At 65.3% G+C, this 23,058-nt stretch carries 20 protein-coding genes; 7 read left to right on the forward strand and 13 right to left on the reverse strand.

Going from position 1 to position 23,058, the window contains the following annotated elements; translation table 11 throughout:
* Positions 1-11 precede the first annotated feature (11 nt).
* On the forward strand, positions 12-1,703 hold the full coding sequence (locus TSH64_RS05750; protein WP_158285348.1) for a cbb3-type cytochrome c oxidase subunit I: 1,692 nt from the start codon (positions 12-14) through the stop codon (positions 1,701-1,703).
* A 16-nt stretch (positions 1,704-1,719) separates the two neighbouring features.
* A complete protein-coding gene (locus tag TSH64_RS05755) occupies positions 1,720-1,911 on the forward strand; it encodes a hypothetical protein (protein WP_109095938.1) in 192 nt (63 codons plus the stop codon).
* Positions 1,912-2,125: 214 nt separating this feature from the next.
* On the opposite strand, the gene TSH64_RS05760 is transcribed toward TSH64_RS05755, so the two are convergent.
* From TSH64_RS05760 to TSH64_RS05795, 8 genes are all read right to left on the reverse strand, one after another.
* Positions 2,126-2,608 carry a DUF305 domain-containing protein gene (locus TSH64_RS05760; RefSeq protein WP_109095939.1) on the reverse strand — a complete coding sequence of 161 codons (483 nt, stop codon included), beginning with the start codon at positions 2,606-2,608 and terminating at the stop codon, positions 2,126-2,128.
* A 55-nt stretch (positions 2,609-2,663) separates the two neighbouring features.
* Positions 2,664-3,062, reverse strand: a complete 399-nt coding sequence (locus tag TSH64_RS05765) for a DUF302 domain-containing protein (RefSeq protein WP_109095940.1) — start codon at positions 3,060-3,062, stop codon at positions 2,664-2,666.
* Between the two features lie 197 nt (positions 3,063-3,259).
* A complete protein-coding gene (locus TSH64_RS05770; RefSeq protein ID WP_109095290.1) occupies positions 3,260-3,472 on the reverse strand; it encodes a hypothetical protein in 213 nt (70 codons plus the stop codon).
* 6 nt (positions 3,473-3,478) lie between these two features.
* Positions 3,479-5,101 carry an IS66 family transposase gene (locus TSH64_RS05775; RefSeq protein WP_109095289.1) on the reverse strand — a complete coding sequence of 541 codons (1,623 nt, stop codon included), beginning with the start codon at positions 5,099-5,101 and terminating at the stop codon, positions 3,479-3,481.
* An 82-nt stretch (positions 5,102-5,183) separates the two neighbouring features.
* Entirely contained in the window at positions 5,184-5,531 is a 348-nt protein-coding gene (gene tnpB / locus TSH64_RS05780; RefSeq protein WP_109095288.1) for an IS66 family insertion sequence element accessory protein TnpB, read from the reverse strand.
* Positions 5,528-5,920: a transposase gene (locus TSH64_RS05785; protein WP_158285315.1), complete on the reverse strand. Its 393-nt coding sequence runs from the start codon at positions 5,918-5,920 to the stop codon at positions 5,528-5,530. Before TSH64_RS05785 ends, tnpB begins: the two co-directional genes overlap by 4 nt.
* A 167-nt stretch (positions 5,921-6,087) precedes the next feature.
* Positions 6,088-7,137 (reverse strand): DMT family transporter, encoded by a 1,050-nt coding sequence (locus tag TSH64_RS05790; protein ID WP_109095941.1) that lies wholly within the window; start codon positions 7,135-7,137, stop codon positions 6,088-6,090.
* A gap of 192 nt (positions 7,138-7,329) precedes the next feature.
* Positions 7,330-8,601, reverse strand: coding sequence for a type II restriction endonuclease (locus TSH64_RS05795; RefSeq protein WP_109095942.1), 1,272 nt, complete (start codon positions 8,599-8,601; stop codon positions 7,330-7,332).
* 968 nt (positions 8,602-9,569) lie between these two features.
* On the opposite strand from TSH64_RS05795, the gene TSH64_RS05800 reads away from it, so the two are divergent.
* The 4 genes from TSH64_RS05800 (at position 9,570) to TSH64_RS05815 (ending at position 15,048) form a co-directional block, all read left to right on the forward strand.
* On the forward strand, positions 9,570-9,773 hold the full coding sequence (locus TSH64_RS05800) for a hypothetical protein (RefSeq protein ID WP_109095943.1): 204 nt from the start codon (positions 9,570-9,572) through the stop codon (positions 9,771-9,773).
* A gap of 40 nt (positions 9,774-9,813) precedes the next feature.
* Positions 9,814-11,826, forward strand: coding sequence for an AAA family ATPase (locus TSH64_RS05805; RefSeq protein ID WP_109095944.1), 2,013 nt, complete (start codon positions 9,814-9,816; stop codon positions 11,824-11,826).
* A 197-nt stretch (positions 11,827-12,023) separates the two neighbouring features.
* Positions 12,024-12,908 carry a DUF1837 domain-containing protein gene (locus tag TSH64_RS05810; protein WP_158285349.1) on the forward strand — a complete coding sequence of 295 codons (885 nt, stop codon included), beginning with the start codon at positions 12,024-12,026 and terminating at the stop codon, positions 12,906-12,908.
* Between the two features lies 1 nt (position 12,909).
* Positions 12,910-15,048: a DEAD/DEAH box helicase gene (locus TSH64_RS05815; RefSeq protein ID WP_109095946.1), complete on the forward strand. Its 2,139-nt coding sequence runs from the start codon at positions 12,910-12,912 to the stop codon at positions 15,046-15,048.
* Positions 15,049-15,651: 603 nt separating this feature from the next.
* Here the strand turns inward: TSH64_RS05815 and TSH64_RS05820 are convergent.
* Complete coding sequence (locus TSH64_RS05820; RefSeq protein WP_146207993.1) at positions 15,652-16,041, reverse strand: hypothetical protein; 390 nt, start codon at positions 16,039-16,041, stop codon at positions 15,652-15,654.
* 1,160 nt (positions 16,042-17,201) lie between these two features.
* Positions 17,202-17,972: an SDR family oxidoreductase gene (locus TSH64_RS05830; protein ID WP_109095949.1), complete on the reverse strand. Its 771-nt coding sequence runs from the start codon at positions 17,970-17,972 to the stop codon at positions 17,202-17,204.
* 102 nt (positions 17,973-18,074) lie between these two features.
* Here TSH64_RS05830 and TSH64_RS05835 point away from each other — a divergent pair, with 102 nt between their 5' ends.
* Positions 18,075-18,569 (forward strand): helix-turn-helix domain-containing protein, encoded by a 495-nt coding sequence (locus tag TSH64_RS05835; RefSeq protein WP_109095950.1) that lies wholly within the window; start codon positions 18,075-18,077, stop codon positions 18,567-18,569.
* A gap of 19 nt (positions 18,570-18,588) precedes the next feature.
* Here TSH64_RS05835 and TSH64_RS05840 read toward each other — a convergent pair whose 3' ends face one another.
* The 3 genes from TSH64_RS05840 to TSH64_RS05850 form a co-directional block, all read right to left on the reverse strand.
* A complete protein-coding gene (locus TSH64_RS05840; protein ID WP_109095951.1) occupies positions 18,589-19,398 on the reverse strand; it encodes a transglutaminase family protein in 810 nt (269 codons plus the stop codon).
* A 232-nt stretch (positions 19,399-19,630) separates the two neighbouring features.
* Positions 19,631-21,910 (reverse strand): phosphoenolpyruvate--protein phosphotransferase, encoded by a 2,280-nt coding sequence (gene ptsP / locus TSH64_RS05845; RefSeq protein WP_109452331.1) that lies wholly within the window; start codon positions 21,908-21,910, stop codon positions 19,631-19,633.
* Positions 21,911-21,951: 41 nt separating this feature from the next.
* Positions 21,952-23,037 (reverse strand): nitronate monooxygenase, encoded by a 1,086-nt coding sequence (locus tag TSH64_RS05850; RefSeq protein ID WP_109095952.1) that lies wholly within the window; start codon positions 23,035-23,037, stop codon positions 21,952-21,954.
* Positions 23,038-23,058 lie beyond the last annotated feature (21 nt).

Here is a 23,058-nt window from a genome sequence, read left to right on the forward strand (position 1 = left end):
GGACTGAAATCATGGATACCATCTCGACCTCCTTCGCCCCGGTCGGCGCGCCCTCGCGCCTGACCGCGCGCGTCGCCTCCCTGCCGTCGGCCGACAAGGCCCTCCTCAAGCTGCTGTTCGGCGCCGCCCTGCTGGCGCTGGTGCTCGGCTTGGTTGGGGGCTTCGTGACCGCGCTCGCCCGCGCCAAGGCGCTCACCTTCTTCCCGGATAACGCCTACCGGATTCTGACGCTGCATGGCGTCTCAGTATTCTTCTACTGGCTTTACCTCATCCAGGCGGCCCTGCTGCTCGTGCTGGCCGCCACCGAGAACGGCCGTGGGCTGGCGCTGCGCCCCCTCGCCTGGCTCGGCGCCGCCCTGATGCTGGCGGGCTTCGGTGTCAGCGAGTGGATCTCCGCGACCGGCACGCCGCTGCTCTACGACGGCAGCCCCGAGCTCGCCGCGGACGACCCGCGCTCGGTCGGCTTCTTCGCACTGGGCTACCTGCTGCTCTCGGCTGGTCTGGTGGCTTCCGCCATCAGCGGCATTGCAACCGTGCTCCAGCCCCGGCTGCGCGGCGAGGCCAACGAGTTCACCTCCATCGGCTTCGCCCTGTTTGCCTGGGCCGGGTTCCTGGTGGTCAGCGCGATCGCCGCGACAAATGCCTTTCTCCCTGGCGTGTTGTGGGCGCTGGGCGCCGGGCCGTTTCCGTCCGACCACGGAACCGAGTGGCATATCCTGTTCCACAACCTGCATTACCTGCCGCTGATGGCCACCGTGCTGGTGTGGTACGTGCTGAGCGAGCACCTGACCGGGGTGAAGTCCATCCACGGCGCGCGCCTGTCGAAGATTGTCTTTGCCGCGTATCTCGTCTTCGTGCCGCCGACCTCGCTCTACCACATGTTCCTGGAGCCGAACCTGTCGGAGAGCGTCCGGGTCGTCGGTTCGCTGCTGTCGCTGTTCGTCTCGGTGCCGACCCTGGCAGCCTTCGCGATCATCGTCTCCTCGCTCGAGGCGAGCGCCCGGGCGCGCGGCGCCACCGGTTTCTTCGGCTGGATGCGCGGGCTGCCCTGGGACAACCCGGCGATGGTCAACATGGGCTGGGCGGTCGTGAACATGCTGATCGGCATCACCTTCGCCTTCGTCCTGATCCAGGGCGAACTGGCGCCGATGCTGAGCGACACGTTCTTCGTTCCCGCGTATTTCCACTTTTTTGCAGTCGGGGTGCTGACCCAGACCTTCCTGGCGGCGCTGATGGTAATCCTCCCGGCGCTCGGCGGCGGCAGGCTGTGGCGCCCGGACCTGCTGCGCCGCATTCCGGTCATCGTCACCATCGGCCTGCTGATCTTCGGCGCCGCGGGTATCACGGCCGGGTTCATGGGCGTGCCGCGGCGTGTCTTCGATGTCAGCTACGGCGGCATGGCTCCGGCTGCCTGGCCGGTGCTGATGGCCCTGGTCGGCGTCGGCGCGACCATCTTCGCCATCGCCATCTCAGTCACCGTCTACGGTGCGGTGCGGACCCTGCTGTCGCGGCGCCCGGCCATCGAGCAGGCGCCGGTGGTCGACTGGCAGGCCGGGTCGCGCGGCGTCGGCGCGGCCCCGGCGTGGACCGGGCCGGTGTCGGTCGCGGCGTTGGTCGCGGCCATGTACGTCTTCACCATCGTCGCGTTTCAGCTGATCCAGTCGCTGCCGATCATCGCCATCGGCGGCGGGCACGGCCACTGAGCGTAGGAGAACCGTCATGAAAATGAACGAAGAGCTCTGGCTCGTTGTCGTCATCGCCGCCGTGTGGGCGGTGCTGGCCGCGGTCTACGCCCTGGTCCCCAGCCTCGGGATGCCCGGCTACGTCCGGGTCTGGGGTGGCGGCGCCCTGCTGTTCCTGGTGCTCGCCGGAGTGCTAGTCGCCGTCAGTAGGAAGGTGCGCAGGGGCTGACCGGCCCGGGCGAGCGAGGGCTCGGGACGGCGCCCACGCCGCGGCACGGGCTACCCCCCCGTTCCGCGGTGTGGGAATCAGCTTCTCAAGTATTTGATGAGGGCGGCGATCCCCAGGATGATGAGAACGAGCAGCAGGATCCAGAGGATCGCCATCCCGCCCATGGCCCAACCAGAGCCATCCATGCCGCCCATCATCGCGGAAACTCCTACTGCTACTTGGCTGCCTGCTTAGCCGGGTGCTGCTTCATCCAGTCCTGAAGCTGCTGGACCTCTTTCGTCTGATCATCGATCATCTTCTGAGCCATGGCCTTGAGGTCGGGATCTTTGCCGTATTGGAGTTCAATATGGGCCATGTCGATGGCGCCCTGATGATGGGCGGCCATCATCCGCGCGAAATCCGCGTCGGCGTCGCCGATCATGCGCTTGCTGCGCATGTCCCGGTTCATCTTCTGCATGCTTTGCATGTACGCGCGCGATGCCGGGTCCTTCGGCATATTCTGTGCCCGCTGGCCCTGGTGCATGCCCTGGCCTTGCATCATGCCCTGGTTCGCACCCATTCCGGGGCCCCCCATCGGCGCCGTGGTCTGGCTTTGCGGCGCCGGTTGGGGCTGGGTCTGCTGGGCCGCCGCGCTTCCGGCGACCAGGGCCGTCGCGACGGCCAACGGAACGATGATGCTGCGAACTCGATAAGCCATCACAGTGCTTCTCCTCTAAGGTCGGGCCAGTTGGGGCCCTTTTGAGTTTTCGTGGCTATTCCCGGCTGCCCAAATCGTCGATGACCTGACGGAGCATGCCCTGAACCTGACGGGCGACGTCGGCGAGCTTAGGGTTGTCGATGGCCTGCATCGAGGCGACCGGGTCAACTGCGGACACCTCGACCTTACCGTCCTCGCGCTGCTGGACGATGACGTTGCACGGCAGCATGGTGCCGATCTTGTCCTCGGCTTGAAGCGCCTGATGGGCCATCTTCGGATTGCAGGCGCCGAGAATACGGTAGGGCCGATACTCAACGTCCAGCTTCTTCTTCAGCGTCGCCTTCACGTCGATCTCGGTCAACACACCGAATCCATGCTCCTTGAGGGCCTCGGTGGTCGCCGAGACGGCGTCCTCGAACGGCATGTCGACGACTTTGGAAAAATGGTACGTCACGACGGTCCTCCCTCCGGCTGGGGCGGTGACCGGGAGACACCCTAGCCACCCACGAGATGGTTTCGGCGCGCCTTCTAGCTCACGCAGAATATCAAGTTCCCCTAATGAACGAACAGCATGGCCAGAGGTTCCGCCGCTGCCAACGAGGTGCTTGCTCGTACGCATCCGGTGAGTGACGCGGGTGCGGATCGAATCGTTCAGCGTGCTGCTCGGTGGATTTGGATGAGTTCCTTGAGGCTTTCGACGCCATCTTCGGTCAGGGCATAGAACCACTGCTCGCCTGGGCCGAACACGGCCAGGCAACCGTCCTCCGGCTCCAGCTCGATGGCAATGTCGATCAGCCATTCGACGTCCTCGCCGAGGATCTCGGCGACGCGCTCCATGGTCACGAGGTTGCGGGTTCTGGCCATGGTTCCTCAGATCGCCGTGGTCGCCTCGTGCAGCCGCTTCCATTCCCAGGGCAGCAGTTCGTGCAGCTTGGTCTGAGGCAGATCGTTGATGCGGGCCAGAACGTCGGCCAGCCACGCCTGGGGATCGATGTCGTTCATCTTTGCCGTCACGATCAGGCTGTACATGGCGGCGGCGCGCTGCCCGCCTCGATCCGATCCGCAGAATAGCCATGCCCGTCTGCCCAGTGCGATGCCGCGCAACGCTCGTTCGGCAGCATTGTTGGTCAGGCAGACCCGTCCGTCACGCAGGAAGCGGGTGAAGCCTTCCCAGCGGGTCAGCATGTAGTCCATCGCCTTGGCCACCGGCGCGTGCTTCGACATCCCGGCCCGGGCCGTTCGCATCCAGTTTTCCAGTTCCTCGATCCGGGGCTTGGACAGCTCGGTGCGCACCGCCAGACGGTCGGCCGCCGAACGCCCCAGCGCCTCACGCTCGATGTCGAACAGCGGGTCGATGCGCCGCACCGCCTCCAGCGCCAAGGGCGAGATCGGCGGCGCTCCCTTGCCGCGCCGCTTGTTGGCGGCGATGTCGGCCAGTTCGAAGAATTTCCGACGCGCGTGTGCCCAACACAGGGCCTCGGCCACGGGCTCCGGCTGGCGGCTCGCATCGTAGAGGCGGTTGTAACCGGCATAGGCGTCGGCCTGAAGCACCCCGGTCCAGCCGGTCAAATGCGCCTCGGGATGCCCGCCGCCGCGGTCGCGGGAGTAATGGAACAGCGCTGCCGGCGCCGCCTCGCCGCCAAACGGCCGGTCATCGCGCACATAGACCCAGATGCGGCCGGTGTCGGTCTTGCCCTTGGCCAGAACCGGCACGGTCGTGTCGTCGCCGTGCAACCGCTCTGCCGCCAGCACATGCGCTTCGAGCCGGTCGAGCAGCGGCTTCAGCACCCCGCACGCCGCCCCTACCTGGTCGGCCGCGGTGGACAGGCTGATCTCCATGCCCTCCTTGGCGAAGCGCTCGCACTGGCGGTTCAGCGGCTGATGCTGGCCGAACTTCTCGAACAGCAGCGTGGCCAGCAGGTTCGGTCCCGCCCAGCCGCGCGGCGTGGTGTGGAACGGTGCCGGCGGCTGGCTGATCGTCTCGCAGTCCCGGCAGGAGAATTTCTCACGCACCGTTTGGATGATCTTCCACCGCGCGGGAATGCGTTCGGCCGTCTCGGTCACGCTTTCACCCAGCTTGCACAGCCGGGTCGAGCCGCAGCATGGGCACACCGCCGGCGCCGGGATCACGACGCGCTCGCGCGGCAGGTGCGCCGGGAACGGCTTGCGCGACGGCGCCTTGCGGGTGATGCGGGCCGCGCCGGTCGCCTCGGCCACCTGTTCCGCCGCCAGATCGTCCTCGCCGACGCTTGCCTCCGCCTCCTCCAACTGGAATTCGAGCTGGTCGAGCAGTCGGGAGGTCCGTTCGGAGCGCCGGCCGTAGAGGTCGCGCTGGAGCTTCTCGATCTGGAGCTTCAGGGTGGCGATCAGCGCCTGGTCGCCGGACCGTTCGGCCCGCGCCTGGGCGGCGTCCGCCTCGGCCAACGCAGCTCGGCCCCGCGCTTCGAGAAGCGCGGCGCGCAGGGCGTCGATGGTGTCGGGCAGGGCGTCCATGGGGCCGGATTGTACCCGGAAACCCGCACCAATCCTCGTTCTTCCCGCCGGAGAGCGGCGGGTTGATTCACTGTGCCGCAGCCTATCCGGCCGAGCGCGGTCTCCAAGTCTGCTGTGGATTGCGCCAGTCGATGGCGTCGAGCAGATACGCGAGCTGGGACGCGGAAATGGCCACGGCTCCGCTGGCCGGGCTGGGCCAGATGAAACGGCCCCGCTCAAGCCTCTTGGCATAAAGCGACATGCCGAGCCCGTCATGCCACAGGCACTTCACCAGGTCGCCACGACGCCCACGGAAGACGTACAGATCGCCGCCATGAGGATCACGGCCAAGACCCTCCTGGACCTTCAGCGCCAGCGAGTTCATCCCGCAGCGCATGTCGGTGACCCCGCCGGCCAGCCAGACCCGCACGCCTGAAGGCACCGGGATCATGCCGACCGTCCCGACAACGCGGCGATCACCGTGCCGACCAGGGCCGGATCGACCGCGCCGGTGATGCGCAAGCGCGCCGTCGCGAACTCGACCTCGATGAGACCGGCTGGTGAGGCCGCCGGCGCCGCTGTCGGCTCCGCCACCTCCTCCGGTGCCGGAGCGTCGGCGGCGACGGTGATCGGCATGAAGGCGGGCAGCCGGGGCTGCTGACCGAAGAACTGGCGGCGCCAGCGGTACAGCAGGCTGACGTCCACGCCCAGGCGCCGGGCGACTTCGGTCGCCTTGACGCCCGGCTGGAACGCCTCTTCGACCAGTCGCAGTTTCTTCTCGTCGCTGAACTGCCGCCGCCGCTCCTGGCCCGTGATCACCTCGACGCGTTGGATAGTCATAGGGACTGCCATAGGGATAACCATAGGGACAGGCCCCATGATTCAGCTTCCCCGCTCGGTCACAAGGCGGTGCTCGGCGGAGGGGTACGCTTGCTCATGGTGGCGGCCATGATGAAGCCGACCGACCGCGCACTCGACCCCAGGACGAGAACCTCGCTTTTTTCTGCCTAATGCGTGTGGCGGTGGTGGATGTCGGGGTCGTGCCGGTGGGTATGGACAAGCGGCCGGTGCCTGTGCGGATGGCTGTGCGGCTCCGGCCCTTCCCAGCCCTCATGTTCATGCTGGTGATGCTCGTCATGGACATGACGGTGCTCATGATCCATCGACTCGTGCCGGTGTTTATGCTCATGCCGCTCGACGAGGTGGAGGTACAGCCCGACGCCCATCAACGCCGCGGCGACGACAAAGCGCATGGTGACCGGCTCGCCAAACGCCAGGATCGCAACGGCGGCACCGGCGAAGGGTGCCAGCGAGAAGTAGGCTCCGGTCCGCGCCCATCCCAGATGGCGCAGCGCCAGGACGAACAAGGTGACCGAGACGCCGTAACCCAGGAAGCCAACCACCGCCGCCGCGAGGAACGGACCCGCTGAGGGCAATGTGCCGCCGATGGACCAGGCGAGGATCACGTTGACCGTCCCGGCGACAGCGCCCTTGAGCATGGCGATCTGAAGCGGGTCGGCGCTCGACAGCTTGCGGGTCAGGTTGTTGTCGATGCCCCAGGCCAGACACGCCCCGGCGATGGCCAGCGCCCCCCAGCCGATTTCCTCCGGGCCGCCGCTCCACGACAGCAGCAATGCCCCAGCGAGGATCGCCGCCGCCCCGAGGGCAATGCGCCGGTCGACGTTCTCGCCGAACACGACCCAGGCGATGCCGAGCGTGAAAAGTCCCTCGAGGTTCAGCAGGAGCGAGGCGGTCGAGGCGGGCGTCGTGCTCAAGCCTACCATGAGCAGAACGGGCCCAGTGATGCCTCCAGCCGCGATCACGACGGCCAGCCATGCCAGGTCCCGAAGCGCCAACGGCGCCTCCGACGACGGCCCGGCCCGCAGACGGCGCACAGCGTGGATCACGGCCAGCCCGAAACCGGAGGCGAGGTAGAGCAGACCGGCGAGCATCCATGGGCTGATGTCGCCGAGCAGCGCTTTCGCTAAAGGCGTGCTGGCGCCAAAGAGCGCGGCCGAGAGAAGCGCGTAGGCGATACCTTGCCAGCGGTGGGTCATGTCAGTTCCCCTCGGACGACATCAACCGGAACAAGGTGGAGGCGGCCGCCATCGTTTTCGACCTGAATGGTCGTGTGGCCAATGCCGCAACGCCCCGGCTTGGCAGTCGCGAGTGACGCCAGCAAACCAAGGCCCACGACCTCGCCATGGCAAAGGGCGAGTTCAGCCACTGACACCTGGACTGCAATCTGCTCAGACCAGGGTCCGGGCGATGGCGTTGATGGCCTTCATGCCGGAGCCGAAGCGGGCGATGGACTCCCGGTGGCTCTCGAGTTCACCGTACGGCAGGTAACGAACTTGGAGGTCGGCGACTCGGCTGAAGGCCGGTCGGGTCAATTGGGCACGGACCTCGTCCTCGCGGCCGTTCGGCGCCACCAGGAACATCCCTTCCAGGGCATGTGCCTCGGTGCCGAGCGCCAGGTCGAGCATGCGGACGATGCCCGAGTAGATCGAGGTGGAGTGCTCGACTTCGAAGGCGGCGGCGACGTGCGACTTGCCGCGATCGAGCCACAGCACGTCGATGAGCCGGACAGCGTCGGCGCCCGGCGACCTCTCGATGGCCTCCGGCAGGCGCTCGAGGCAGTCCTCGCCGAGCTTGCCGCCGTTGTAGGCCCGGTTGCGGTCGTTGGAGGCGATCCACACGTCGTAGCCCAGCGCCTTGCCCAGGTCGCGCAGCCAGCCCTGGATCTCGGTGTGCGTGCGGTCGCCCTCGCGCTCAGCCGCCGCGGCCTTTGTCGCCTTGGCGGTCTCCTCGCGCACCTTGGCCAAGTCGGCTTCCCAGGCGGCGCGAGCGGCCGCGTCATCTTCCCGCGGCGGGGGGGTGTACCGGCCGGAGCCAACATCGAACAGCAGGCCGCCGATGGCGCCCAGGTCGTTCGACAGCAGGGGGCGGTATTCGGCGTTGAGCGCCAGGATGCCCCGGCGCATGGCCAGGAACTCGTCCCACTTCCCGAGCTTCACCTTGGCGCCGGTGAGCGCGTTGTAGCCGTTCACGATGGCGGTGTTGAACGGCGGCACGATGGTCGGGTGCAGAAAATACAACAGGTTGGCGACGGCCGGACCGAGGCCTTTGACCTGCTTGGCGTCCAGCTGCTGAATGGCGGCGAGGACCTGGGCCTCGGCGTTGCAGCAGACGCACGTGTCGAGCAAACGGCCGAAGGCGCGCTGGTTGTCGGCGTTCTCGTAGATGTCCGGGATGCGCAGCTTGGGCTTCCACAGAAAGGCGTGGTCGGCGCCTTTGAAAATTTGGCGCTGCTCGGCGATGGAGTGGACGACCGTCTCGAGCGAAGAACCGCGGTAGGCATTGCCAAAGGTGCCTGCTTCAATGTCGGCGACGACCTGCTGGATGCCACGGCGGATCGAGCGGAAGTTCTTCACCCGCTCCTCCCAGAGAAACCAGCTGCGATAGGTGGCATTGAGGTCCTCCCGCCACCGCTGGATCAGAGTGCGCATCGCGTCCGACAAGGCCGTTCCCCGGAGAAAGTCCACACTCGGCCAAGGTAGATCACCGGAACGCCGAGGCGCAATCGTCGAGGTGTGGATTACCCGGCAGCTGCAACTTGGACAGCACGTACCCCTCTCCCATCAGCGCAAAACGATGCATGGCAATCGCAACAGATCAGGCAGGACCCGCGGCTGATCGCCTCCGCCCAACGAGCGCAGGGTGGCTGAAGAGGGCCTCGTGTATAGGGAGTTTAGTCCAGTTTTCTAAAATCTCGAAAACTCCAGAAAACTCGGTTGCCAATGAGCCCAGGACCTGCGGATCCTAGCCATGGCCATGGCCATGGCTATGGCGGCCCCGATTTCCTCGGACACGCTCCGTGGAGTCGTTGGGCTGGCACACGGGAGCCGCCCGTCGAGTCGGTCCTCGGCCGGTGAGCGGACTGGAGACCGAACGGCAGGCGCCGGATGTTACCCAAGGCGGTCCACAGCAGGGGCGATACTCGGCGCACAGAACAACGGTCCTGAGGCATACCCAGGTACCCGTCTTCAGTGCCTGCCGCTAAAGTGGAGGCTGGGCATTTCGTGGCGCCCCCTTCGGCGAAACAGTCGAAAACTTGGCCTGGCAGGCCGCTGAAGCCGTGTCGTCGCCTGGCAGCCTTTCCAAAACTTGATTGCCGGAGGAACGAAACAGGAACAGTATCCTGAAGCCGACCAGGGCGGAGGAATCAATGTCCGGCAGACAGATCATAATCCTTGAGCCTTATTTGAAAGACTCGTCTCCCGGTGCCCGCCACCGCCTCCGCATGGGGCGGCCTCTGGTTTGCTGCACAGAAAGAGCCGCCTGGGTGCAAGCCGAAAGAATGCTTGCCAGCATGGCCGGTGTGGTTGGCGTGCGCATCGTGCTGGCGCAGCCCGGCACCGACTCCGCCGACGTGGAATTCCTCGGATCGGTCGGCCGTGTCCCCAACGACGTGGAATAGGAGACTCACATGAAGGACAACAACTTTGTGGCGCAGGCGGGATACGTAATCCTGCGAGACACAACCGGGCTTCGCCATGCCGTGCGCCCCGAAGAGGTGATCGGGGTGAGCGAACTGTATGAGGACGGGGCTGAGTGCCTTGTGACGCTGTCCTGTGGGCAGTTCCTGCGGGTGCCCCGCGCACTTACAGAAATCCTTGAGGGGCTGAACTGACCAGCCTGCCAGCGTTCCAATCGGCTCGAAGGAGACCCCCATGGTCCCAGCGAACGACATGAGCAGTGGATTCACCGCGGGGCTTGATGAGCCCACGAAGGTGGAAGCAGGCGCGGGAGCAGCGGTCGGCGATGAAATGCTCAACGACCCGGCAGAGGCAGCGGCCTTTGAACTCCTTCATCAAGCGCTGGAGGCGGCACCTGGGCTGAAGGAAATGTTGGCGGTCGATGAGCCTGTGGCTGTGATCGTTGAGGTTCCCGGATCGGCGTGGGTTGCCCCTGTGGCAAGGATTTGGGGTGGGCTGGTCTGGCCGAACCGGACAGAGGACGATAACGGTGACGCCATAAGGCGCTCGTTCGGCTGGGAACCGCTCGAGACCTCGTCGTGGGTGGCCTACCGCCGTGACGGCACCCAGACACATCATACGCCCAACTGTGGAAATGAAGGAGTTTCAGCCGCTCTTGGTGCCGGATGCTCGGTGGTGGGATTCAGCCCGTCCCCAGAACGTTACCTTCCTCAGGACCTGATCCGGGTCGCCGATGCCCACGTCACTCTTCCGCAGATCAATGCAGAGGCGTTGGCCAGGTCGGTCAGCGCGTTGACCGGCCATCTCCCGTCGGCTGGGCTGCCGGATCGGTTGCACCGCTTGATCACCCTTGAGGATTTGCGCTTGGCTTGGCGGCCTGACCGGAACTCCGACGTCTATGTGGCGCGCTTGCGGCGGTTGCTTGAGCGCAAGGAGAGAGTCTCTCCCCTGGCCCTGGACCAGATGCACGGGATGGAGGAAGCGGTCGCCTGGGGAACGGCGCTGGCGCGTGATCTCGAGGATTACCGGCGCGGTCGCCTGCCATGGTCGGCAGTCGACCATGGCGTCCTGCTATTCGGTCCACCCGGCACAGGCAAGACAACCTTCGCAAGGGCTCTGGCAGGAACGTGTGGTGTTCCGCTGATCTGCGGTTCCTTGTACCAGTGGCAGGCAGCTGGACACCTGGGCGACCTGCTCAAGGCGATGCGTGCAACCTTCAACGAGGCGCGCGCCATGGCCCCGAGCATCCTGTTCATCGACGAGATCGACTCCTTCGGCGTCCGGGCCGCCTTCAAGCACGAATACAGGGATTACAGCATCCAGGTCGTGAACGCATTGCTTGAGGAGCTCGACGGCGTCAGAGGACGGGAAGGCGCTGTCGTGGTCGGGGCCTGCAACACGGCCGATCGTATGGACCCGGCCATTCTCCGGTCGGGACGGCTTGATCGGACCATCCATGTTCCCCGGCCGGGCAAGGAGGCATTGGCAGAAATCCTTCGGCACCACCTTGGTGGTGACCTCCCGGACGTCGACTTGGCCGCCGCAGCATTGTTGGCTTTGGGCAGCACCGGCGCTGATTGCGAGCGCTGGGTGCGCGGCGCCCGGCGGCGTGCCCGGCATGGCAGCCGGGCCATGACGGGAGACGACCTGCTGGAGGAAATCCGCGGAACACGGCATGCCCGATCCACCGAAGAGGCCTACCGCTACGCCATCCATGAGGCTGGGCACGCATTGGTGCTGGCGGTCGAGCGCCCGGGTGCCTTGGTCATCGCTTCCATCCGGGAAACCAGCGATTCCCAAGGTGGCGTTGTGTCCGACGGTCGGCTCCGGGGACCTGTGACGCGCAAGGAAATTGCCGGAGAACTCCGGATGATGCTGGCAGGTCGTGCGGCCGAGGAGGTGGTGTTCGGCGACGTGTCGGCTGGAGCGGGCGGCAGTGAGGACAGTGACCTGGCACGGGCGACTGCATTGGCGGTGTCGGCGCTGCACGCCTATGGCCTCGACGATGGTGAAGACGGGTTGCTCTGGCGCGGGATGCCGACGCCGGATGCATTGGCGGCGATGCTTGCTGTCCGCCCAGACCTGGGCAAGCGCATCACCGTCATACTGGCGACCGCCTATGCCGAGGCCAAAGACCTGATCGTGCGGCACCGACCGGGCTTGGATGCCGTCGCCCAACTGTTGGTCGAACGGGAGACGGTTGGCGGCAAGGAGATCGAGGCGTTGGTTAGCAGCGCACAGGCCTAACCGACCAGTGTGTAGGCCGGTAGGCCCGGCGCGTCAGTGTCGGAACATGGGGAGGCGCGCAGGCGATACCGAAGGATGCAATCCGCGAGAAAGACGTCACTGATACGAACCTGCTTTTATCCTTGCGCCTGCGCCTGGTTGCAATGGTTTCTTAACGAAAGCCGAGAATGCTGCACGCTGTCTTGATGGAGAGCAGCATGCCGGTCGTCGAAGCCAAACGTGGTCGCGGCCTTACTCCTCGCCCCAAAGGCTTCTTCAAAGCGCACGTGCACGACATGGGCCGGAGCACCTCCTTTGTTGCGCTGTGTGCCGGGTATGAGAGCGAGGCGTGGCGGACCCAAGGATTCGCCGAATACCTCATGGACTACCTGATCGAGTTTGCCCTCACCCGGGACGAGTGGCCGAACGTGAACACTGCGACGGCCTTCCGGTCCCTTCGGCAGGCAGCGCGGTCGGTCTATACGACCAAGAAGTCGGCCACCCGTGGCGAGATCGGGGAACTCCTCCTGCACGCCGTGATGCGGGAGCACTACGGGTCCGAACCCCTGGTGTCCAAGTTCTACTTCAAGAGCGCGGCCAATGACACGGTGAAGGGCTTCGACGCCGCCCACATCATGCTGACAGGCACGGGCGTGGAACTGTGGCTCGGGGAGGTCAAGTTCTACACGGAGGTTGCACGCGCTATCCGCGACGTGGTCAAGGAGTTGGATGCCCACTTGGAGGACCAATACCTCCGGGAGGAGTTCATGTGGCTCAGCCGGAAGGTGCCGGAGAACACGCCGGAGCTCGAGAACGTGATGCGCCTCCTCGACGAGGCGACCACGCTCGACGAGATCGTCGAGGTCATCCACGTGCCGGTGCTGCTGACCTACGAGAGCCCCGTCGTCGCGGCGCACAATCGCACCACCGACGCCTACGTCAAGGCCTTCGAAGCCGAGGTCGAGGCCCATTACCGGGCCTTCACCAGCCGGAACAAGCAGCGTCGCGTCGTCGTGCATCTCTGCCTTGTTCCGCTTCACAACAAAGAGGCGCTGATCACGAAATTCGACACCCTGCTCAAGGGCCAACAGGGACTGGGCTGAGATGGCTGCTGCTCTTCAATCGATCGCCGATCTGCGGGCGGCACTCGCCGATCCTGAAACGGATGGGGCGTCCGCATTCGCCCTGGCAAAGGGCATCTCCAGGTTTGTCAACGGTGGCGACGGCGCGCTGGCGCGAGAACTCGTCATCCGGGCGCTGGAGCGCCGGGACATCTTCGCTGGTCTGCCCGGCGTTCTCGACAGTCTGGTGCGTAGCGTCGGCTTGTTCCCCTACGCCGATCCCACCACCTTGGGCACCGCAGAGCGCCTTGCTTATGAGTACCACCGTGCGGATGGCCTGAGCCTTGATGGCGAGGACATCGTCTTCCACCGCGAGCAGGCCGAGGTGTTCCGTAGCTTGGCATCTGGGGAGAACCTGGTGTTGAGTGCCCCCACCAGCTTCGGAAAGAGCTTGGTGGTGGATGCGCTGGTGGCCAGCGGCCGCTACGCCACCATTGTCATCATCGTGCCGACCATTGCCCTGATCGACGAAACCCGGCGTCGCCTGAGCCGATTCGGCGACCGGTACAAGGTCGTCACCCACGGGTCGCAGACGCGGGCCGAGCGCACCATCTTCGTACTCACTCAGGAGCGCGCTGTCGAGCGCGTCGACCTGGGAACGATCGACCTGCTGGTCATCGACGAGTTCTACAAGCTCGACCCCACGGAGGACGACGGGGATCAGCGCAGCACGACGCTGAACCATGCGTTCTACAAGCTGAGCCGCAAGGCGGCGCAGATATACCTGCTGGGCCCCAACATCAATGAGATCCCGGAGGGGTTCGGGCAACGGTTCGACTGCCGGTTCAAGCGCACTGATTTCAACACTGTGGTTTCCGAGCTCCACCGGGTCCCGTGGAAGGGCGACCGTTCGGCTGCGCTCCTGAAGCTGTGCCATGGACTGGACGAGCCAACCCTCATCTACTGCAAGTCGAAGCCGCAGGCCCAGGAGGTCGCGACCATTCTCGCCAGAGCCAAGCTGGGAACGCCCAACCCCATGCTGGATGCGGCGGCCGATTGGGCATCGCAGGAGTACCACCCAGCTTGGAGCTTCGCCCACGCGCTGCGGCAAGGCATCGGACTGCACCACGGCGGCATCCCGCGCGCGCTCGCCCAGCAGAACGTGGCGTTCTTCAACGACGGGACATTGCGCTTCCTGGTGTGTACGTCGACGCTGACCGAAGGCGTGAACACGGCAGCCAAGAACGTGGTCGTCTACGAGGGGAAGGTTGCGACTCGGAAGCTGAACCATTTTGCGTTCAGCAACATCCGGGGGCGTTCCGGGCGGATGCGGCGCCACTTCGTGGGCCGGGTCTACATTTTCGACGACGCTCCGGCCGAGGAATTCGACTTCGTGGACATCCCAGCGTTCACGCAAGGCGATGACGCTTCCCTGGCGCTCCTTGCCCAGTTGGACGACGGAGACCTGACGCCCCGGTCGAAATCCAGGCTGTCCCCGGTGCATGGACAGCTGGAACTGTCCTTCGAGACCATCCGCGCCAACTCGGGCATCGACCCGCAGTCCCAGATCGCTCTGGCGCGAAAGATCCGCCAGAACGCCCAGGCGTGGCGGCATCTTCTCGGATGGAACGGGTATCCGACGTACGACCAGCTGAAGCTGGTGTGTGGGCTGATCTTCGATGCCTTCGTCGGCAAGCGTCGTGACGGCATCTCGTCCGGCAGCCAGTTGACCTTCCGGCTGAACCGCTTCCGGATGGTCAACGGCGACATCCGGGCTTTCATCGCCGACGTGCTGGCGAACGACAACCAGGTGGCGGGAGAGCCGGACGCCGCGGTCTTGACGGCGCTCGAGTTCCAACGCAGTTGGGCCATGTTCCGCTTCCCGAAGCTCCTGATGGCGCTGGACCGCATTCAATCTGAGGTTCTGTCCAGCCTCGGCATGAAGCCTGGAAACTATGGGAAGTTCGCCTCCGACCTCGAAAACGGCATGATGCCTCCGGAGTTGGTGGGCCTGGACGAGTATGGCCTGCCGGTCCAGATTGGCCGCAAGCTGACCGGGGCACTGCCCCTCGGGCAGGGTTTGGACGCGGCACTGGTTGCCTTGCGCAGGCTCAATCCGGCATCGGTCAGGTTGACCGCATACGAGCGCCTAGTCCTGGATCGCGTGAAAAGCAGCATTTGACGGCCGCAGCTGGGACACCAAATAAGAGATGTCCGGGATGGCCCAGCGCGTGCATCGAGGAGGCCTCGTCACCATGAGCTTCCCCCGCCGACAGAAGGCCTCACGATGCCGGGGCGGCCCCAAGGTCGACCGGTGTGCACGCTGTGGTCGGCGCCCGGACCAGGTATGGTTCGGACCCAATGCTCTGGATGGGCGGGACTGGTGGTCGATGTTCGGGATTGTAACGCTCTGCCCGGATTGCGTGGCCCGCTTGTGGCGCAGAGCGCCTGAGAAGGCGGACTGGGGTGACTATGATCAAGTCTGGGCGATGCTGCTGCGCCATGCTGGTCTGCTGGATGACCGGCAGCGACGCCCTCCTGGCACGCCGATTACGCTCGACTGATGCACCCAGTGAATGCTTATGACTCGATCGGGTTGGTCACAAAGCAGATCACGTTGAAGATTGGGCAAGTTATGTAATCGTGGGCAGCGTGATTGCTCGCCGTCGCCGCCCTTAGAGTCATTAAGGCGGTAGCTACTCGGCTAATTCAACTATCGTAGTGAGCAACTGCCAAGCCTTCTGCCCAGCAGAGGATCAGCAATTAGCCTCCTTTTAGGTCCACTTTAGACAAAATTCTCATTTGCGCCCACACCAACCAGTAGACGCTTCTCTACCAATCCAAACCGAGAGGCAAGGACCGCCTGCCCAGCATGAACACGCGAGCAAACTTCTTCCCACTGAGGGGAGGCCTTCAGTGCCCGATACCGGTCCTTTGCTCGCTTACGTGCTTCCGTATCCAGATCCATGCCCGACCATCTGATGGCCAGTTGCAGCGGCTCAAAGTGGGTAAGGATGGTATCGTCTGACTCATCCACCCCCTCGAGGTTTCTGCGCACCTCCGCAAGCACATCGGTGCCATCGAAGCCAAATACGTGGCCCATGGTGAGACCGACCAGAGCGAGGTGGGTTTCTGTCTCTGTAGTCAGCATGGTTTCCTCGTGGCTCTCAAGCATGTGTCGCACTTTGCCATCATATTATGAATCCGTGGGCGATTCACAAGTAGGGTCGTTATAGCCTGTTGAGTATGAAATGAGATTTGGTCCATCTGTTCGTACACGGTACGATAGCGATGGTTCCTTGCTACTGGGCCAAGAACGATGTCAAAGTTTGCATTGGTGCCAACTCTGCCATGGTCCTCTAAATCATTTTCGCGAAATCTATCAACAAAAGACCAAAAATGCTCCGTGGTGCGGCTAAAGTGCAGACACGACAGAGGAATAAGGTCTTCCCTGCACACCGAAAACTCCAGCATAGCCGGGTTCTTAGAGTGTAGCTGCGTGGCGAATTTGGACGCCTGTTCCGGGCATTCGGTACAATAGAAGCCAGGTCCGAAATCCGCGTTCGGATCGGCTTTGCCCAGGTCCGGACCTCCGGTGAGGATGGCCATGGCTGCCTCACGCGAGGTGCCGTGATATAGGATTAGCGGTTGGCTCCAGTTCATAGTGGCGCCTCTGTACCACCTGGGTCGGGGAACTTCAACTGCCATCCACAACCGACCACTGAACAAATGCAATTGTTTGGCGCTTTCCTTTGTGCGGCGGATGAAGAGGTCTTTTGCGCGCAGTTTGAAGGGACGGGGAAGGCGTTGTGCTTATTCCTGATCGAAGGGCGGTGACCCAGCCGGACCCAGGCTGGGATGCCAACCTATGTAGAGTATGATCAGCGGGCGACACAGGCCGCGTCCTCCATGTGACGCTGGCGACGCTCACCTGCGAGGTATTCATTGACCAAACGCGCGCCACACATCTGGCGACATCGATCTTGTGGCACAATGTTGACATGTAACAAGCTGTGCTTGATGCCACGCTGGTGGCGTACAACCAAAAATCTCATCCCAGGCTTAAATTCCTAATCCCTCAAGAACGCAACCTTTTGTCGTCTGGGTTTATGCGTCAACACGCACACGCGAATCCGTCTTTATGTGTCAAGGAATCCAGGTTTATGTGTCACGGGGGGACAGGGAACCAAAGAGTTGATGAGGGCGACAGGCAGGGTTATGTGTCATCCGACAGGTGGCTGGTTGAGCGAAAACGAAAAAAGCGGAGCCTCCATGGCTCCGCTTTTTTTTGCCCTGACTTTTTATGCCCTGACGCAGCCGCCCTCGCCTGCGTCCTTACTGCTGCGCCTCGCGCGCCTTGCGGGCCATCTCGTTGAGCGTGGTCACCGCCTCGTCGAAGCGGTGCTCCGCCTCGGCCTGGCGCTGGAAGGCGACGCGCTGCACCAGGATCTCGCGCGGGGTCGGCTGCTGCCGGAACAGCGCCATCACCTCGTCGATGAAGTCGGCCAGCGGCAGATAGCCCGGACGGCTGGCCTGTCCGGGGGTGAGGTCGGTCTGGACCGCCGGCGGCACCAGCTCGATGACCTCGATTTTGCCCTTCAGCGCCTCGCGCAGGGCGACCGTGTAGAGGTGCATGGCCGCCTTGGTCGCCGAGTAGGTGGGCGCTGCCACGAGCGGCACGAAGGCCAGGCCGGAGGTGACGTTGACCAGGGCCGCGTCGGGCTGGCGGCCAAGATGCTCGACCAGGGCGTCGGTCAGCCGGATGGGGCCGAGCAGGTTGGTGGCGACGGTCGCCTCCGCATCGCCAAGGCCGCGCTGCCGGTCCAGCGCCTCGAAGCGCATGATCCCGGCATTGTTGATCAGCACGTTGAGAGCCGGATGCTCCGCCGTCAGCCGTCGGGCGAAGTCGGCGATGCCCGCGGCGCTGTCGGCATCGAAGGTCATGGCGTGCATGTTCGGACGGCCGGAGATCGCCTGTTGCAGCACGTCGTCGCGGCGGCCGGCGACGATCACCGTGTTGCCGAGATCATGGAAACGGTGGGCCAGAGCCTTGCCGATCCCTGAGCCGCCACCCGTGATCAGGATGGTGTTCCCTTCGGTCTTCATGGGCGTGACTTTCGCTGTTGTCTGTCCGTAAGCTATCGCCCACACTCTCCAGACAGAAGTAGGCACCGAAAAGATTTATACGCACCAAAAGGAGAGTGTGTGATGCGCAAGGCTTTGCCCGACCCGCAGATCGAGGCACGGCGCCGGCAACCGCCCCCCGACACGGTCGATCCGGCCATCGAGGCGCTGGTCCACGACATCATCGGCAAGGTGGCCGACAAATGGACCATGCTGATCCTCGAAGCGCTGCATGAGCATGGCACCTTGCGCTTCACGCAGCTCGGCAAGGCGGTGGGCCGCATCAGCCAGAAGATGCTGACCCAGACCGTGCGCCAGATGGAGAGGGACGGGCTGGTGCGGCGGACGGTGCATCCGGTCATCCCGCCGCATGTGGATTACACGCTGACACCGCTCGGCGAGAGTTTGGGAGCGGCGTTCTGCGGCGTGTGGATCTGGGCGGAGACGCACCATGCCGAGATCGAGCAGGCGCGGGCGGCCTTCGCCGAGCGCGAGGCGGCATCCGGCACCCCGGCGATCCCGGCGCCGGACATCCTGCCGCCAGGCACCGGGCGGGGTCCCCACCCCGGCCCGGCTTGAGCGACGGGACAGGCGTCGATTACGCGCCCACCTCGTCCGTCCAGACCCGGAATTCCGTCAGCGTGTTGGGGCCGAAGGTGTGGGTGAGCGGCACATCGGCCGCATCGCGCCCCTGCGCGATCAGGATGCGCCCGATCCGGGGGGCGTTGTTGCGCGGGTCGAACACATGCCAGCGGCCGCCCAGATAGACCTCCATCCACGCCGCGAAATCCATCGGCCCATAAGGGGGCGGCAGCCCGATGTCGCTGATGTATCCGGTGCAGTAGCGCGCGGGAATGTTCATCGCGCGGCAGAAGGCGATGGCGAGATGGGCGAAGTCACGGCAGACCCCGCGCTTCTCGGCATAGGTCTGGGCGGCGGTCCGCGTCGGGCGCGAATGCTCGTAGCCGAATGTCACGTGGTTGTGGACGAAGTCGCAGATCGCCTGCACCCGGGCCCAGCCCGGCGCCGTGCCCGCAAACATCCGCCATGCCTCGTCCGACAGGACATCGGTCTCGCAATAGCGGCTTCCCAGCAGGAACAGCAGCGTGTCGGCCGGCAATTCGTCGACGCGGTGCTGGACGGCGCCGGGATCGACCGGGTCGAACGCCCCGCTGTCCCGGATGATGCTGTCGGCGCTGATGGTGACGGGACCGGCGGGCGCGACCAGCCGGCTGCACCAGTTGCCGAAGCTGTCGCGATAGCCCTGGATCGGCGCCGGAACGCTGGTGACGATATGGTCTGGCCGCTCCAGGTCGCCGACGCGGGAGTAATGCACGTTCAGCATCACGATCATGGGGGTGGGGGCGGGAAAGCTGAAATTCAGCTGGTAGCCCAGGCGTATGCGCATGAATGCCCTCCGATGAAAAAGCGTGCTGGCGCTGCCGGATACAGGTGTTGCCTCCGAGGCTGAAGAAGATCGAGGGAAAAGGATACTTATTTTATGGTATCGGCCGGCCAGCCTGGCAGGAATGGAAAATAAAAAAGGGCGGACCACACCGGCTCCGCCCGTTCTTTTCGCGACATGCCTGAAAAAAGAGCAAATTCCCCGCAGCGGTGGCACTGCGCGCCGCCGGCCGGTATCAGAAGATCACGCCATGATCCTTGCCGAAGGTCTTCAGCTTGTCGCGCAGGCTGTGGTCGGCACCGGTGTAGAGCCCGCTCATATATTGCCGCAGGGCGGCGACGTCGAGCGAGCGCAGCATGGTCTTCACCGGGCCGACGGACGGCGGCGACATCGACAGGGTGCGGAAGCCGACGCCGATCAGCGCCATGGCGTCCAGCGGCCGCCCCGCCATCTCGCCGCAGATGCTGAGCGACACCTTGTGCCGGCTGCATTCGTCGACCAGACGGCGCAGCACGCACAGCATCGACGGCGACAGCGGGTCGTAGCGGGTCGAGGTGCGCGGGTTGCCGCGGTCGGCGGCGAACAGATACTGGGTCAGGTCGTTGGAGCCGACCGACAGGAAGTCCAGCTTCGGCAGCAGGGCCGGGAGTTGCCACAACAGCGACGGCACCTCCAGCATCGTGCCGACGCGCAGGCTGCTGGGCGCCTCGATCCCCTGGGCGGCAAGGCGCTTCAGCTCCAGCTCCAGCAGGCGGCGGGCGCCGTCGAACTCCGCGACCTCGGCGATCATCGGGAACATCACCGACAGCGGCCGGCCGGCGGCGGCCAGCAGCAAGGCTCGCAGTTGCTGGCGCAGCAGCGACGGGTGGTCCAGCCCGATGCGCACCGCACGCCAGCCCAGCGCCGGGTTCTCCTCCTCGCCGCCGGTCATGTAGGGCAGCATCTTGTCGCCGCCGACATCCAGCGTGCGGAAGACGATCGGCTTGTGGCCGACCTCGTCCATGATGCGGGAATAGAGGGTCGTCTGCGCCGTCACGTCAGGATATGACGCCCGGACCATGAAGGGGATTTCGGTGCGGTAGAGCCCGACGCCCTCCGCCCCGCTGGCGGTCAGATGCGGCAGGTCGATCAGCAGGCCGCAGTTCAGCTGGATGGAGATCGGCACGCCGTCGCGCGTCACCGAGGGCAGGTTGCGGATCTCCGCATACATCTGCTCCTTGCGGTGCTGCAACGCCACCGCCTCGCCGAAGGCCATCTGGATGTCTTCGGCCGGGCGGATGAAGACCGAGCCATGGTCGCCGTCGACGATCAGCTGGTCGAGCGGCTCGATCCGGTTCAGCGCGTCGGCGGCCTGCACCACCGGGATGTTGAGCGCGCGGGCGACGATGCAGACATGGCTGGCCGGCGACCCTTCCTCCAGCAGCAGGCCGCGCAGGCGGGTGCGGTCGTAATCCAGCAGCTCCGCCGGCCCCATCGAGCGGGCGACCAGGATCATGTCGTCCGGCAGGGTGGCGCCGTCGGCGGTGCCTGTCTTGCCGGCCAGATGTTGCAGCAACCTGTTGGTCAGATCCTCGAAATCCATCAACCGTTCCCGGATGTAGGGATCGGTCAGATGGCTCATGCGGGCGCGGGTGTCGTTCTGGACCTGCTGCACCGCCGCTTCCGCGGTCAGGCCGACGCGGATCGCCTCGCGGATGCGCGACAGCCAGCCGCGGTCCTCTGCGAACATCCGGTAGGTCTCCAGGATGTCGCGCGGCTCGCTCAAGCCCGCCAGCGACGCCGCCTCCAGCAGATCGTCGATGGCACTGTGCATGGTCTGGAGTGCCGTGTTGAAGCGCTCCAGCTCGGCATCGGCGTCCTCCGCCACCATCTGGCGGACGGTCAGCTGCGGCCGGTGGATGACGGCGAGGCCCATGGCCAGCCCGGCGCTCATCGCCGTGCCCGACAGGCGCGCCGGCGCCAGCACGGGGTCGCCGGTGGTGGTGACCTCGACCGGGTTGACCAGCTCGCTCTGCGCCACCAGCTCGGCGACGACCATGGCGATGGTCTGAAGGGTCTCGACCTCCTCCTCGACATAGCGGCGACGGTCCTTGTGCTGGATCACCAGCACGCCGCGCACCTTGCTGCCGCGCAGGATCGGCACGCCGGCCAGCGACTGGAACGGATCCTCGCCGGTTTCCGGACGGTAGGCGAAGCTGGGGTGGGAGGGCGCGTTGTCCAGCGCCACCGGGCGGGCATGGCCGGCGATGTAGCCGACGATGCCCTCGCCCACGCGCAGGCGGGTGTTGTGGACGGCGGTCTTGTTCAGGCCCTCGGTGGAGAACAGCTCCAGCACCTCGCCGGCGCGCATGACGTAGCAGGAGCAGACGTCGGCCTTCATCTCGGCGGCGATCAGCGTGACGATCTTGTCCAGCCGGTCCTGCCCCGACCCCGACCCGGCCATGATGTCGCGCAGCCGGGCGAGCAGCCGGCGCGACGAGGTGCCGTCGAAGCGGGGATGCACACCCCCGCCCATACCGCCGTCACCGGCTGCCGTGTCGAGGGTGTCGGTCATCGCTACAGCGCTCCCACCGTCGGCTCCGTCATCACGCTTAACGATGCCTCATCCATCGCCCGCCGTGCCAGCGCCGATTCGGCCTGGGCGATCAATTCGGCCAGGATTTCGGCCACCGGCTGTTCGCGGGTGACCAGCCCGACGCTCTGCCCGGCCATCAGGGAGCCGCTCTCCACGTCGCCCTCGATCACCGCGCGGCGCAGCGCGCCAGCCCAGAAATGCTCGATCTCCAGCATGCCCTCGTCGCGGCTCATCGCGCCGGAATCGACCCTGGCGATGACGTCGCGCTGGAACTCCATGAAACGCTTTGATGCCTCGTTCGCCAGCGCGCGCACCGGGATGACGGGGAAGCGCGGGTCGATCTGCACCGACGGCTGGGCGTCGCGGGCGGACGCCCGGATGAAGGCCTGCTTGAAATTGGCATGGGCCACGCATTCGGTGGCGCAGACGAAACGGGTGCCGACCTGCACGCCGGCGGCCCCCAGCTCCAGATAGGAGAGGATCGTCTCGCCCCGGCCGATGCCGCCGGCGACGAACACCGGGACCTCGCGCAGGTCGGGCAGGATTTCCTGCGCCAGCACGGTGGTGGAGACCGGGCCGATGTGCCCGCCGGCCTCGGTTCCCTCGATCACCAGCGCGTCGGCGCCATGCTTCGCCAGCCGCCGGCCGGCGGTCAGGGTCGGGGCGAAGGCCATCGCCTTGGCCCCGCCATCCTTGATGCGGCGCAGGGTGGCGCCGGTCGGCAGCCCGCCGGCGACGACCACATGACCGACCGCCTGCTCGCGGCAGACGTCGATCAACTGGTCCAGCGCCGGGTGCATGTTGATCAGGTTGACGCCGAACGGCTTGGTCGTAAGCGCGCGGGTGCCGGCGATCTCAACCGCCAGCTGGTCCGGCGCCATCGAGCCGCAGGCCAGCACGCCGAAGCCGCCGGCGTTGGAAATGGCGGAGACCAGATGCCGTTCCGACACCCAGCTCATCGCACCGCCCATCACGGCGGTGCGGGTGCCGAGAAAGTCCCGGCCCCGCTGCCAGAGACGATCGAGCCGGGCCGATGCTGCCGCCGCGTAAGATGTGGCGTCGGTCATGGCCGGCCCTCTCCTGATGTT

The organism is Azospirillum sp. TSH64, assembly GCF_003116035.1.
In the GTDB taxonomy this organism is placed as follows: Bacteria; Pseudomonadota; Alphaproteobacteria; order Azospirillales; family Azospirillaceae; genus Azospirillum.